The sequence below is a fragment of the Dyadobacter sp. LHD-138 genome (genome assembly GCF_030929615.1).
Lineage (GTDB): Bacteria > Bacteroidota > Bacteroidia > Cytophagales > Spirosomataceae > Dyadobacter.
Map to the genome: position 1 here is coordinate 18,103 of NZ_JAVFVU010000048.1, position 13,850 is coordinate 31,952.

Annotated in this window: 14 protein-coding genes; 7 read left to right on the top strand and 7 right to left on the bottom strand. The window is 44.5% G+C overall.

The window, feature by feature from the left end; all coding sequences use genetic code 11:
* Positions 1-24 precede the first annotated feature (24 nt).
* Positions 25-606, bottom strand: coding sequence for a GDP-mannose pyrophosphatase NudK (gene nudK / locus RB622_RS26535; RefSeq protein WP_308049815.1), 582 nt, complete (start codon positions 604-606; stop codon positions 25-27).
* 57 nt (positions 607-663) lie between these two features.
* Here nudK and RB622_RS26540 point away from each other — a divergent pair, with 57 nt between their 5' ends.
* On the top strand, positions 664-1,413 hold the full coding sequence (locus RB622_RS26540; RefSeq protein WP_308049816.1) for a DeoR/GlpR family DNA-binding transcription regulator: 750 nt from the start codon (positions 664-666) through the stop codon (positions 1,411-1,413).
* Positions 1,414-1,436: 23 nt separating this feature from the next.
* Positions 1,437-1,940, top strand: a complete 504-nt coding sequence (locus RB622_RS26545) for a cupin domain-containing protein (RefSeq protein ID WP_308049817.1) — start codon at positions 1,437-1,439, stop codon at positions 1,938-1,940.
* Between the two features lie 3 nt (positions 1,941-1,943).
* Here RB622_RS26545 and ggt read toward each other — a convergent pair whose 3' ends face one another.
* Positions 1,944-3,710, bottom strand: a complete 1,767-nt coding sequence (gene ggt, locus RB622_RS26550; RefSeq protein WP_308049818.1) for a gamma-glutamyltransferase — start codon at positions 3,708-3,710, stop codon at positions 1,944-1,946.
* A gap of 235 nt (positions 3,711-3,945) precedes the next feature.
* Here ggt and RB622_RS26555 point away from each other — a divergent pair, with 235 nt between their 5' ends.
* Together RB622_RS26555 and RB622_RS26560 are read left to right on the top strand one after the other, a co-directional pair.
* Entirely contained in the window at positions 3,946-5,187 is a 1,242-nt protein-coding gene (locus RB622_RS26555) for an ABC transporter permease (RefSeq protein ID WP_308049819.1), read from the top strand.
* Positions 5,188-5,259: 72 nt separating this feature from the next.
* On the top strand, positions 5,260-5,712 hold the full coding sequence (locus RB622_RS26560; RefSeq protein ID WP_308049821.1) for a hypothetical protein: 453 nt from the start codon (positions 5,260-5,262) through the stop codon (positions 5,710-5,712).
* Between the two features lie 56 nt (positions 5,713-5,768).
* Here the strand turns inward: RB622_RS26560 and RB622_RS26565 are convergent, their stop codons facing one another.
* Both RB622_RS26565 and RB622_RS26570 read right to left on the bottom strand, forming a co-directional pair.
* Positions 5,769-6,104: a translation initiation factor gene (locus RB622_RS26565; protein ID WP_308049822.1), complete on the bottom strand. Its 336-nt coding sequence runs from the start codon at positions 6,102-6,104 to the stop codon at positions 5,769-5,771.
* Positions 6,105-6,133: 29 nt separating this feature from the next.
* Positions 6,134-7,009 (bottom strand): diacylglycerol kinase family protein, encoded by an 876-nt coding sequence (locus RB622_RS26570; RefSeq protein ID WP_308049823.1) that lies wholly within the window; start codon positions 7,007-7,009, stop codon positions 6,134-6,136.
* Positions 7,010-7,253: 244 nt separating this feature from the next.
* On the opposite strand from RB622_RS26570, the gene RB622_RS26575 reads away from it, so the two are divergent.
* Both RB622_RS26575 and nhaA read left to right on the top strand, forming a co-directional pair.
* The gene (locus RB622_RS26575; protein ID WP_308049824.1) at positions 7,254-7,685 is read left to right on the top strand and encodes a DUF4440 domain-containing protein; all 432 of its coding nucleotides are present in this window, start codon (positions 7,254-7,256) and stop codon (positions 7,683-7,685) included.
* Between the two features lie 37 nt (positions 7,686-7,722).
* Positions 7,723-8,913: a Na+/H+ antiporter NhaA gene (gene nhaA, locus RB622_RS26580; RefSeq protein ID WP_308049825.1), complete on the top strand. Its 1,191-nt coding sequence runs from the start codon at positions 7,723-7,725 to the stop codon at positions 8,911-8,913.
* An 81-nt stretch (positions 8,914-8,994) separates the two neighbouring features.
* On the opposite strand, the gene RB622_RS26585 is transcribed toward nhaA, so the two are convergent.
* Positions 8,995-9,474, bottom strand: coding sequence for a hypothetical protein (locus RB622_RS26585; protein ID WP_308049827.1), 480 nt, complete (start codon positions 9,472-9,474; stop codon positions 8,995-8,997).
* Between the two features lie 112 nt (positions 9,475-9,586).
* A complete protein-coding gene (gene meaB / locus RB622_RS26590; protein ID WP_308049828.1) occupies positions 9,587-10,579 on the bottom strand; it encodes a methylmalonyl Co-A mutase-associated GTPase MeaB in 993 nt (330 codons plus the stop codon).
* A 136-nt stretch (positions 10,580-10,715) separates the two neighbouring features.
* On the opposite strand from meaB, the gene RB622_RS26595 reads away from it, so the two are divergent.
* On the top strand, positions 10,716-12,710 hold the full coding sequence (locus RB622_RS26595) for a M1 family metallopeptidase (protein WP_308049829.1): 1,995 nt from the start codon (positions 10,716-10,718) through the stop codon (positions 12,708-12,710).
* A 125-nt stretch (positions 12,711-12,835) separates the two neighbouring features.
* On the opposite strand, the gene RB622_RS26600 is transcribed toward RB622_RS26595, so the two are convergent.
* A complete protein-coding gene (locus RB622_RS26600; RefSeq protein WP_308049830.1) occupies positions 12,836-13,783 on the bottom strand; it encodes a ketoacyl-ACP synthase III in 948 nt (315 codons plus the stop codon).
* Between the last annotated feature and the right edge of the window lie 67 nt (positions 13,784-13,850).

The following is a 13,850-nucleotide window of genomic DNA, read 5'->3' on the forward strand; positions in this document are numbered from 1 at the left end:
GGAAATATTCTCTTCAGGATTTTTTTATACGACGAGCCCGTGAATCTGCGCGTATTGCAGCAGCATAATGGTTTTTCCGTCTTTGATCTCTCCCGAACCGATCATTTGAATGGCCTGACCAAAGGGAATTTCCATGACCTCAATATTTTCCTGTTCCGTTTCGCAGCCACCGCCGTCACCTACTTTCATATCGGCAGAATATTCAGCGACAAAGAAGTAAAGAATTTCAGTCACAGAGCCTGGCGACATATAGGCTTCGAAAATTTTCTTTACCGATTTAATTTTATAGCCTGTTTCTTCCTCCGTTTCCCTTTTGATGCAATCTTCTGCATTATCTTTATCGAGCAATCCCGCGCAGGCTTCTATCAGCAATCCCGTTGGGTTTCCGTTGGTGTAAGTCGGCAAGCGAAATTGTCTGGTAAGAATAACCGTTTGTTTTTCTTGATTGTATAACAAAATGGTGGCGCCGTTTCCGCGGTCGTAAGCTTCTCTCGACTGCCGTTCCCAGCTTCCGTCAGCGCGTTGATAATCAAAAGTAAATTTTCTCAGCGTGTACCAGTTATCGGAGAGAATTTCTTCAGAGACCAGGTTAATGTTTTTATTCATGGCTAATGATTGTTTTTGATTTAAATTGATTATTTTTGAACAAATGTACGATAACTTATGAATTTTCAAAAAAGAAAAAATATAATCTTAAATATTCTGGATGAGCGAGGCGAGGTGACTGTCAAGGAATTGGCGGATGAGCTGGCGATTTCAGAAATTACTGTTCGGCGGGATTTAACGGTTCTGACAGCTGATGGACTGGTTTACCGTACGCATGGCGGGATCATGAAAGTGGAACTCACGAAAACACCTTTTCATTTTGCCAATAAAGCAGCTATCAATGTCGAAGAAAAGGATAATATCTGCCGGCTGGCCGCAAAGGAAATTCAGGAAGGGGATATCATTTTTATGGATTGCGGCAGTACGGTTTTCCGGTTATGCCAGTTTATACGAAACAAAAAAATTCACGTGATCACCAATTCCCTGCCGGTCGTTTATGAGCTGATGAACTCTTCGGTGAAAATTAATCTGATTGGTGGCGAAATAGATCCGGAAAGACAAGCAGTCCACGGCCGCATTGCTGAAGAGCACATAGGCCGCTACAAAGCAGACCGGGCTTTTATTGGCGTGGACGGGATTTCGGTACAAAACGGGCTGAGTGCTTTCAGTGAGATCGAAGCCGGCATTACGCTGGCGATGTTTGCCAATTCGGCCATTTCGTACTTGCTTTGTGACGCATCCAAAGTGGGGAAGGATAAATATTTTCAGTTCGCACCGTTGAATGCCCTTGATGTGATGATTACCAATAAAAAAACGGATGATACCGTGGAAATTGAAAAAGCGGGTATCCGAGTGATTACTTTTTAGTTTAGCATTGAAATCATAAAAGAATGAAGAAGGCAAGTTATTGGGTTGAGCAATATAATCTTACCGCGCATCCGGAAGGTGGGTTTTATGCGGAAACGTACCGGTCTTTTGAAAATATTCCTCAAAAAGCCTTACCGGAAGGTTTCGGCGGCGACCGGTCTTTTGCTACGGGGATTTATTTTCTGTTGGAAAAGCATCATTTTTCGGCGTTCCATCGGATCAAGTCTGATGAAATGTGGCATTTCTATCAGGGAGAAGCGCTGGAAATATTTGTAATTTATCCTGTTTCCGGAAAACTGGATGTAATCAGACTGGGTGATGATCCTGAAAAAGGGGAGACGTTTCAGGCTGTGGTGCCGGCTAATACCTGGTTTGCATCGCGCCCGGCCTCCGGCAGCAAATATGCCCTGGTAGGCTGTACCGTTGCACCGGGTTTTGACTTTGAAGATTTTGAAATGGCCGACCGAGAAACATTAAGGGCCAGTTTTCCACAGCATGCAAAACTGATAGAAGAACTGACCCGGTAAGTTTTAGTACCCTATGCTGGTATCATCGCCGCGAGGATCCGAACCGCCTTCGAGTGTTCCGTCAGGCAACACCAGGATGCAGTCCATGCGACCGATGGAATTGCGTTGTACTTCAATATTGTAACTTCTGCTTTGCAGTTTTTTGATTGTGTTTTCGGTAAAAGCGCCGTCTTCAAAAACGGTTTTGTCCGGCAGCCATTGATGATGGAATTTGAAAGCATTGACGGCCTGCTGCATGGTCATGCCATGTTCAAGCACATTGAGTATGGTCTGGTAAACGGATGTGATAATTGTTGATCCGCCGGGCGTGCCCACCACCATCAATAGTTTTCCGTCTTTTTCGACGATGCTTGGCGTCATGGAAGAAAGCATTCTTTTGCCGGGCGCGATTGCATTGGCCTTATTGCCGATCAGACCATACATATTGGGTGCGCCAGCCTTTACACTAAAGTCATCCATTTCGTTGTTCATGAAAAAGCCCGCACCTTTAACCACAACGCGGCTGCCATAACCGCCGTTTAAAGTAGTCGTGACCGAAACCGCATTGCCTTCCCTATCAACCACAGAAAAATGGGTGGTTTCGGTACTTTCATAACCCGGAAAAACGCCGCCGCTTATATTTTTACTATCTGTTGCCTTGTCAAAAGAGAAATCTTTCCAGCGTTGTTCAAGGTAGCTCTTGTTTGTCAGTGTTTCCAGCGGAATTTTTACAAAATCCGGATCCCCGAGGAATTTGGCGCGGTCAGCGTAAACCCGTCTTTCTGCTTCGATCATCACCTGTACGGTCGAATCACTGTGCCAGCCCCATTTTTTTAATGGATAAGGTTCCGTAAGCTTCAAAAGCTGAACCAGCGCGATACCACCGCTGGATGGCGGAGCCATTGTGATGATATTATAGTTTTTATAGCTGTCTGTAATCGTTTCACGCCATTTTGCGTGATATTCGGCGAGGTCTTTTTTACTGATAATTCCCTCTTTTTGATACTTCATTTCTTTTGCCAGCAGTTTGGCAACTTTCCCGGAATAAAATCCTTTTCTGCCTTTTTTCTGGATGCGGATCAATACGTCGCCCAAATCATGCTGTATTAGCGTATCACCGGCAGTCCACTCTTTTCCGTCAGCACGTTGAAAATATTTGCTGCCTGGATTCAGTGCGAGCACGTCTTTTTTCACCGCATTCAGCCCACGGGCCTCCCGGTCCGTCTGGACCACACCTTTTTTGGCAAGGTCAATAGCGGGTTGTAAAATATCTTTCCAGGGCATTTTACCATATTTTGCATGTGCCTCGACCATCCCATCTACGGAGCCGGGAACGCCGGACGCAAGCCGGCCCAAAATGCTGAGCTTAGGAATGACATTGCCGTCTTTGTCGAGAAACATATCTCTGTTCCCTTTTATGGGCGCTTTTTCACGGAAATCGATACTAAAACTTTTCCCCGATTTATCTCGGAAAACCAGGAAGCCGCCGCCGCCGATGTTACCCGCGGAAGGGTGCACAACCGCCAACGCAAATTGAACGGCCACCGCAGCATCAATAGCATTGCCACCGGCCTTTAAAATTTCCACGCCAACCCTGGAAGCTTCCGGATGGGCCGAGGCCACAACACCATTTTTTGCAAACACACCCTGACGGTCATTGTAAAAAGGTTTTTGGTTGGGATCATCGGTCAGGAACTGATAGAAGCCTTTTGATTCTTTAACAGGCTGCTGGGCCGCCAGAAGGCCGGACAACAGCGAAAAGGAAAAGATTAAGGTGTAACGTATGTTCATTTTTTAACGGTCAAAGGTTGTAAATGTAATTTAATGAATGTTCATAAGAGGAGTAGCATCAACGAGGATATTTGAAGTTATTTATGAGAATTTTCGCATAACTTACAGGTTATTAAACAGCTCAAACGCTCATTATGCCTTTTATACTAATTTATTTCTGAGCGCGGCACTTTACAGTTAACTTTTCGAATTCAATATTAAGTCCCTGATCAGAAATTTAGGCTAACGCGCTATTATGAAACTTATACGGCAAATATATGAGAGCTTCCGGTTTGCATGGCAGGCATTACGATCCAACATTACCCGAACCACGTTGTCATTACTGGGCGTAACGGTTGGTATTTTTGCGATCGTTGCTGTCTTTACCATTGTCGATTCGCTGGAAAAAAGCATTCGTGACAGTATGAGTGCCATTGGGGAGAAGGTTTTGTATGTGCAAAAATGGCCATGGGGTTTTGGTGGAGAATATCAGTGGTGGAAATATTTTCAATGGCCAAGTCCCTCAAATGCGGAATATAAATATTTATACGATAATCTTGAAAATGCCAGCGCCGTTGCCGTGATGGATTTCAGGGGAAATGTTACCCTAAAAAACGGGTCAAGCAGCATCGATGCCCTGATTCAGGGTGTTTCTTATGAATACAACCAGATTTCTGACGTTCCGCTTGCGACCGGCCGCTATTTCATGCCGCTTGAAACAACCAATGCGCGTAATGTGGCCATCATTGGCGCAGATATTGCCGAGGCACTTTTCCCTGGTCAGATCGCGGAAGGAAAGGTTTTTAAGCTCAATGGAGATAAATTTACCGTCATTGGTGTTCAGGTCAAGAAAGGGGAGAGCCTTGTTGATTTTGGGGGAAATCCTGACACGAAATGTATCATCACTTACGGTGCATTTGCCAAGATGTTCCAATCCGGGCGGCCAGATCCTGATATTGTCGTAAAGGGATTTGAGAACGACGAAGGGATGAAAGAGGTGGAAGCGGAGGTGATCGGGCTGATGCGTACCAAGCGGGGTATTAAACCCAGGGAAGAAAATAATTTCTCGATCAACAGACCGGAAGCCGCAGCGCAGGCTGTGTCCGGGTTATTTGCCGTTTTATCGCTGGCAGGCTGGATTATAGGCAGTTTTTCTATTCTGGTGGGTGGCTTTGGTATTGCCAATATTATGTTTGTTTCGGTAAAAGAACGAACCAATTTAATCGGTATTCAGAAATCACTTGGGGCTAAAAACTATTCAATTCTTTTTCAGTTTCTTTTTGAAGCCATCATGTTAAGTTTGGTCGGTGGATTGGTTGGTATATTTCTTGTGTACTTACTTTCTTTCATGCAGTTGGGGACACTCGTGATTATCCTGACACCCGGAAATATAATGCTTGGCCTTGGGGTTTCCTGCGTTATTGGCATCTTGGCAGGTATCATTCCGGCCATGCTTGCCGCACGTATGGATCCGGTGATCGCGATCCGGGCGAAGTAAAGAATAGGAAAAATCATTCGGTTTTCCGAAGTTGCTTTAAAAATCACACATCTTTTAACTAACAAACTAATCATGCGTAAATGGGGCATTCTCTTTGTACTCCTGGCAATCGTTTTCGGAGTCCTGTATTATTTAACTTTTGGTTATTATAGTGAAGGCAAGCGTGGCGGGTTTATCACACGGCTTAGCAATAAAGGATACGTTTTTAAAACCTATGAAGGGGAGCTGAAAATGGGTGGCCTGTATGAGGGCGATGGTTCTCTGAATGCGTCGGAGTGGACGTTTTCAGTAAGCGGAAAAAATAAAGATGCTATTACGAAACTGGAAGAGGCTATTGCCAGCGGTCACCGTGTTTCATTGACTTACGAAGAAAAATTCTTCACACTTCCGTGGAACGGGGACACCAAGTTTTTTGTGACCAACGTGGAAGTTTTGGCAGGCGGAGCATCGCAGCGAAATCCGGCTAATTTACCCAAAGTACAGCCAGAACAGCCGACTGAGATTGATACGGCTAAAACGCTTTAATTTGAATGAGAATGAGAGAATGTTCACCTGGATACCATTCTCTCATTCAAAATTAATTATCCTCCCGCTTTCTTCGCCCTATAGCCCTTCCCTAAAAGCCAGGTGATTACTTTTTCCCGGTGATCGCCCTGGATCAGGATTTCTTCTTCTTTTACGGAGCCTCCGCTTCCGCATAATACTTTTATTTGTTTGCCAAGTGCTTCCAGGTCTGCGAGGGTGCCGATAAAACCTTTGACAACCGTAATAACTTTTCCACCACCTTTCCTGTCCAGCCACACGCGTAAATCCTGCTGTGCCGGTGCTAATGTTTCTGCTTCATCCTGGCTTGAATCAGAATACTCAAAATCAGGATTGGTAGAATATATGACTCCTGAGCGGTTCTTTTTAGACATAAGGAGATTGAGAATTGATTTTTAATGCGTTAAACGATAACCCTTAAACTTTTCGGTCTGATCTTGATTTCGATGCGGGTTGTGTCGAGCTGCAACGGTTCTCCGTCGTAGTGAACCAAAGGCGGTTTCTCTGCTTCAACAACGGCTTCCTGTGCCATTTGATAGGAGATATAGGCCGACGGTTTCAATTGTTTGGTAAAAAGCCTGTACGTAAGATTGGAGCCATACCAGGTCGGAAACGGTTTAATGGTACAGATGTCCAGTAATCCGTCGAACAAACTGGCTTGTGGAGCCACCCAGGCGTTATTCCCAAACTGCCCCGCGTTTGCAAAGGAAAGCGAGAACACTTCGATTTGTTTTCCGTTTAGTTTGTAGGTCTGTGGTTTATAATTCCAGTATGATTTCAGCGAAACGCTTACATAGGTAGCGAGTCCACGGGAGTTTTGCTGACTGAACAAATAGCCCACATAAGCATCAAAACCCATTCCGGCCGTACAAAAAAATGGAATCCCGTTAAGTTCTGCCGTATCGATGGTATTAACAGACCCTGAAAGAAGTTGTTTCATGCCAGCTTCCAGAGTCAGAGGTAATCCCAAATGACGCGCCAAACCGTTTCCTGATCCCAGCGCGAGTATGCCCAGCGGCGTGGAACGATTTACCAAAGCTTTGGCTACTTCATTCACGGTTCCGTCGCCACCGACAGCCACAACAGCCTTCCAGTTTTCTTTTTCTATATTTTCGTTAACGAGTTCTGTGGCGTGGCCTCTTCCCTCGGTGAAGATGATTTGTGCTAGTCCACCGCTCTTTTTGACAAAGGTTTCAATGGCCTGAGAAATCTTTTCAGGGTGCTGTCCGATGGAAGTGCCTGAACTTGGGTTAATGATAAATAAATAAGAGTCAGCCACGGATTAAGCGAAAAATAAAAAGAGAATGCCTATAAAAATGATTATAAAAAGATAGTACAAGCCATCGATAAAGGGATATTTTTGCCGATCCAGCTTTTTAAATATATCATCAAATTTGCTCATAGAACCCATTGTTTTATCATAAATATTACTTCCGGATATAAATACTGCCAAATACCTTTCAGAAAGAATCTTTGCTGTATCTTTAAACGAAAGAAACATTTTACAAAAATCCGTAAAAAATATGAGAAACTGTCTGTTAACGGTATTTCTATTATCCTTAAGCTATTTATGCGTGGCGCAGTCAAAAGCGGATCGTGATGAAATTTATGCGATCATGAACCGTCAGAACGGCGACTGGAACCGGGGTGATGTTAAATCTTTCATGCATGGCTACTGGGAATCCGACTCGCTGATGTTTGTCGGGAAAACAGGCGTAACGTACGGTTATAACAAAACATATGAGAATTATCTGAAAAGATATCCCGACCGCGCGTCGATGGGAACCCTCAAATTTGAGTTTGTGAATTTGACATTTCCGGCAAAAGATGTAGCATTTTTAGTCGGAAAATGGCATCTTGCCCGCCCTGAAAAAGGGGATATCGGGGGACATTATACCTTACTTTGGAAAAAAATGAAGGGGAAGTGGATCATCGTTTGTGATCATTCCAGCTAATCTTAATGTGATTTATTGAACAATATCTTAATAACCAATGGCAGAACCTAAGAAGAAACCAACCAGGGCAACCAGACAAACAAGCAGGATCAGAAAGGTAATAATCAATCCAATCAAGGATCTGGCCGATACAGGACGGTTATCAGGTATTCTCCTGCTCGTTGCCACGGCAATTTCGCTGATTTGGGCGAACATGGAAACCGGGGATTCTTACATTGCTTTCTGGCATAAAGAATTACATATTGGCCCGCTTGAAAAAAGTATTGAACACTGGGTCAATGACGGGCTTATGGTTGTCTTTTTCTTTTTTGTAGGACTAGAAATCAAGCGTGAAGTTTTGGGTGGGGAACTTGCTTCAGTGCAGAAAGCGCTGTTGCCCACACTGGCTGCGCTGGGTGGTGTGATGGCGCCGGCAATCATCTATTTTTCACTGAACAGAACGGGCGCGCCTTCCCATGGATGGGCTATTCCGACAGCGACGGATATTGCGTTTTCGTTGGGCATTATGTCGCTTCTGGGCGACCGGGTTCCTTTTAGTTTAAAGGTCTTTTTGACGGCACTGGCGGTCATTGACGATTTAATTGCGGTGTTAATTATTGCCATTTTCTACACGTCTAATATTCAGACGGATATGCTTTTGTATGCCGGTGGCGTTTTGGTGGTGCTGTGTTTATTGAATTATTTTAAAGTGGAATCGACCATCTGGTATCTGATACCCGGTGCGATTCTCTGGTATTTCGTTCTGAAATCGGGTATTCATGCAACCATTGCGGGCGTGTTGCTGGCGATTACCATTCCGCTTCATAAAATAGGCAAGTTGGAACACGTACTTCATGAGCCGGTTAACTATTTGATCATGCCGGTTTTTGCATTGGCCAATACTGCCATCATTCTTCCGGGCGATATTTCGGGATTATTGTTATCGAATTTGAGCTTTGGGGTTATTCTTGGCTTGGTAGTAGGGAAGCCGCTGGGCATAGTAGGGATGTCCTGGCTTGCGGTTAAAGTCAAACTTGCGAGTCTGCCAAAGGGTTTGAACTGGAAACACATTACAGGACTCGGCTTTACCGCAGGTATTGGTTTTACCATGTCTATTTTTATAGCCTCACTGTCTTTCAAAGATCTCGATCTTCAAAATAGCGCCAAGATCGCGATTATGGCGGGTACTGCACTGTCAGCAATTATCGGCCTGATTTGGTTAAGCCAGATTGGAAAGAGAACGGCATGAAATTAAATTTGTGCGTGCGATTTAAATGAAAAGACCCGGCTTGAAAAACAAGCCGGGTCTTTTTGTAATCGTCTAAATATCTTACAATTTTTTCAGGGACAAAATGGCATTTACAGCTGCACCACTTCCGGTCGTATTGGTATTAACAGTGATTTTCATGTCGCTCGGATTCTGAACCAGGCCAAAAGTATTGCTGGTAGCCCCGTTTGTGATCGTCAGTTTGCCGGTTTCTACTTTCCATTTCGTATCAGCTTCAATTTTGATAAAACCTGCAATCAGCGTAACTGCGGCGTCGCAGTCAGAAAGTGCTACCTTATTGTCATTGGTAAAGTTAAATTTCAAACTGTAAATACAAGGGGCGATAGTAGGCAATAAAGCGATTTGAGGAAGCGTCCCGGCTGTTTCCGGCGTGATAGCGGTTAATTGCCATTTGCCTACAATTTGGTTGTTATCAACCGGCGTTTTGTTATCGTCGTCGTCATCTTTACAGCCGACAAATACAAATGCCACCAGCAGGAAGGAAAAGAATGCAGTTTTTCTTAAAAGGTCAAAAAATTTCATAGCGAAAGGTAGTTAATGTTTAAGATCTGGTATTGAAACATCAAACTTACGGGAAAAATTGTCCTGATTGATAAATTCATACGTTTTCAAGACCAAAATTGAGTTAAGGGTATTAAATACGGGTCTTGAAGAAACTTTCAAGCAAACGTTCGGCCGCGGCAACAGGGAGTTCCCGCCCTTCGGTTACGGACTTCTCCGTTGTTTTTAACGCTTTTTTCAAAGCGGTATTTTCATAAAATTGCTCTTCGAGTGTCTGACGGATATGATCATGCATCCATTCCAGATTTTGATTCTGGCGGTTTTTGTCAAAATAACCGTTTTGTAAAGTCGCCTCCTGGTATTGCAGAATCAATTCCCAAAGTGCCGATATGCCGTTTCCATCCAAAGCGGAGCAGGCCAATACCTGCGTATCCATTCCGGATTCGGGTTTGGGAAATAAATGAAGGGCATTCCGGTATGCGCCAACGGCTTGTTCGGCAAAGGATTTATTAACGCCGTCTGCCTTATTGATGGCCACGACATCGGCCATTTCCATAATTCCTTTTTTGATACCCTGAAGTTCATCACCGGCTCCTGCCAGCATAAGCAGCAAAAAAAAATCACTCATGCCTCTCACCAGCGTTTCCGACTGTCCCACACCGACGGTTTCAATGATGATGACTTCGTAACCCGCCGCTTCGCAGAGCAAAATTGTTTCGCGCGTATTTTTAGCAACACCGCCCAAAGATAAACCTGCGGCAGACGGACGGATATAGGCAAGCGGATCATGGGCGAGATTCTCCATTCTGGTTTTATCTGCGAGGATGCTGCCGCCCGATTTCTTACTCGAAGGATCAACGGTCAGTACCGCAATCCTCTTTTGGAGACCGGTAATATGTTTTCCAAATGCCTCAATAAAAGTACTTTTTCCAACGCCAGGCACACCGGTGATACCGATTCTTAGTGATTTACCAGTAACGGGAAGAATATTTTTCAGTACTTTTTTGGCCAGAATCCGGTCGTTTTTGAGCCTGCTTTCAATCAGGGTGATTGCGCGGCTGAGAATAATCCGGTCGCCGGAAAGGATACCTGCTGTGTAAGCTTCAACCGTGAGGCGCTGGCGCATGGACTGGATTTTTGTGAAAAAGGAAGTTTGTAAAATTCGCTAATCCATAGCAATAATGAAACTTTTTCAGTTGAAAAAGGCGAAAAGCCGTATATTGCTCGTTTACAAATACATATTTTAATTTTCAACAATAGGAATGAGAATCTTATCTAATCGCTTATGGGTTATGGCCATATGGTGCCTGGGCTCCGTAAGTGTTTTCGCTCAGGAAGCGGACAAACCAAAGTACGATGCACACGTGCTTTTCCACCCCTTGTTTAATTTCCAGCCAGGAAGTGAATACCGTACAGGAAGTGGTGCGCCAGGCCCAAGCTACTGGCAAAATCGCGCTGATTATAAGATTAATGTAGCTTTAAATGAGGCAGAAGGCACGATTAGCGGTGATGTAGAAATTACGTATAAAAATAATAGTCCGGAGGCACTGGAGTTTATCTGGCTTCAATTGGACCAAAACGCTTTCAATACCGAATCCCGTGGTGGCAAAACGACTGCCATAACCGGAGGAAGATTTGGAAATACTGGTTTCAATGGCGGCGATGCGATTAAATCCGTATCGGTACAGCAGGGAAAAGACAAGGCAGTTGATGCTAATTATAGCATCAACGATACGCGCATGCAGATCCGTCTTGCCAATGCGGTAAAATCCAACGGTGATATTATCAAAATTAAAATTGCCTATTCTTTCAAAATTCCCGAATACGGATCGGACCGTATGGGAACGCTTGAAACCAAAAATGGTATTGTTTATGAAATGGCGCAGTGGTATCCGCGTGTAGCTGTTTTTGATGATATAGAAGGCTGGAACGTGTTGCCATATCTTGGCGCGGGAGAGTTTTATCTGGAATATGGTGACTTCGAATATGCAGTAACGGTGCCCTGGGACCACATTGTTGTAGGTTCGGGTGAGCTGCTTAACCCTGCGGAAGTGCTTACAGCGGAACAAAGAAAACGTTTGGCGGACGCTGCAAAAAGTGATCAGACGGTGATGATCCGTACGGCTGAGGAGGTTACCAATCCATCTTCACGTCCGAAACAATCGGGAACGTTAACATGGAAATTCCGTTGCGTGCAGGCGCGTGATATCGCATGGGCAAGTTCCAAAGCGTTTGTCTGGGATGCTGCGCGCATGAATTTACCGAATGGAAAAACAGCATTGGCCCAGTCGGCGTATCCTGCCGAAGATGGCGGAAAGGATGGTTGGGGCCGTTCGACCGAATATGTAAAGGGCTGTATTGAGTTTTACTCCAACTACATTCATGAATATACCTATCCGGTTGCTACCAATGTTGCCGGAATTGTAGGCGGGATGGAATATCCGGGAATCGTTTTTTGCAGCAGTAAAAGCCGCAAGGATGATCTTTGGGGTGTTACGGATCACGAATTTGGTCATAACTGGTTCCCGATGATTGTAGGAAGCAATGAGCGGAAATATGCCTGGATGGATGAAGGGTTTAATACTTTTATCAATTTCCTTTCAGGAGATAATTTTAACAATGGCGAATTTAAAGATGGCCAGATGAATGACCTGCACCGTTTGGCGCCGATCATTTTCCGTGATAATGCCGATCCGGTGATGACAATTCCTGACGTGGTTCAGGCGTCGAATCTGGGTTGGGAAGCTTATTACAAACCTGCTTTGGGACTAAAAATGCTGCGTGAGCAGGTACTTGGAAAAGACCGTTTTGACTATGCTTTCCACCTGTATGTAAAACGTTGGGCTTTCAAACACCCGACACCTTACGATTTCTTCCGTACGATGGAAGATGCCGCGGGTGAAGACCTGGGCTGGTTCTGGAAAGGATGGTTCTTTGAAAATTACAAGCTGGACCAAAGTGTAAAAGATGTTGCTTACATTGAGCAAAATCCTCAGAAGGGCTCGATCATCACCATCGAAAATCTTGATCAGTGGGCAATGCCTGCGAAAGTAGATGTGGAAGAAATAAATGGCAAAAAGACTCGTGTAGAATTGCCTGTTGAGATCTGGCAGCGTGGCGGTAAATGGACTTTCCGTGTGGAAACACAGCAGCCGCTGAAATCGGTGACGATCGATCCTGACCGTCAGCTTCCGGATATCAATCCGCAAAATAATAGCTGGAAACCTGCAAAATATTCGGTTTCGGAAACGAACTAACAGTAGCTCAAGACTATCACAACATAAAAAGCCTTGCAAATTTGTCATTGAGTCAAATTTGCAAGGCTTTTTGTTTAACCGCTGTTAACCGAAAGCCGATTGCCGACCGCCGATTGCAATTTTTATCAGATGGTAATCAGCATGGCACCGTACGAATAACCGCCACCAAAAACTGTTAACACGATATTTTCTCCCTTTTTGAACTTCGGTCTGTTCTCGGAAAGAGCGATGGCACAGCCGGCACATCCTGTATTTCCCAGATACTGAATATTCGAGATTAGCTTTTCAGCCGGAATCCCCAAAGTGTTGATCACGTTTAAGCTGATGCGGTGATTGGCCTGATGCGGGATCAGGTAATCAAGATCTTCGATCGTTAATCCACAAGCCTGTAAAACCTGCTGACTTACCTTTGGCATGTAAATACAGGCATTTTGAAACACGTCGCGGCCGAATGGCATAACCACACCGCGCTCGTTTGGACGAAGCACCACAGCCTCCACAGCTTTTCCGCTTGTTGCAGCACCGCCGGTGATCAGTTTTTTGATCTCCATATCGGACTCCGACTGCCTTTCTTTTGTAATGAGCATAGCCGAAGCACCATCACCCCACAAGTGGCCAGAAACCGTGTCGCTTTCGTTGTAATAAGCTGTGTTGTGATCAGAAACGATAACCAGTGCTTTGGAAGCTTTTCCCATGGCAAAGTAACCTTCGACAATCTCAATCGCATTCAACAAAGAAGAACATGCCGAAGAAATGGAAACAACCGGAATATCGGGCAACGCCAAATGATGCTGGACCGCATGTGCAACCGTTACGATCGTATCGTAAGGCGTATAAGTCCCGCCAACGATCAGATCAATTTCATTTTTACTGAAAGGGATGTTATCCGCTAATAATAATTTTACGGCTTCAATAGCCATGGTTGAAGTATTTTCTCCTTCTGCAGCTTTGCGGCGTTCGTAAATTCCCGTGCGCTCAACAATCCATTCGCTGGACAGGTTATTGAGATTTGTAAAATATTCATTACCAATTACTTCACTTGGTAGATAATGACTGAGTGTATTAATATACATGGTTGAGAAGTTGACTTCGCAATCTACAATTCTGTTTAATTCCGAAAGTTAAATATTTCGTAGAAAG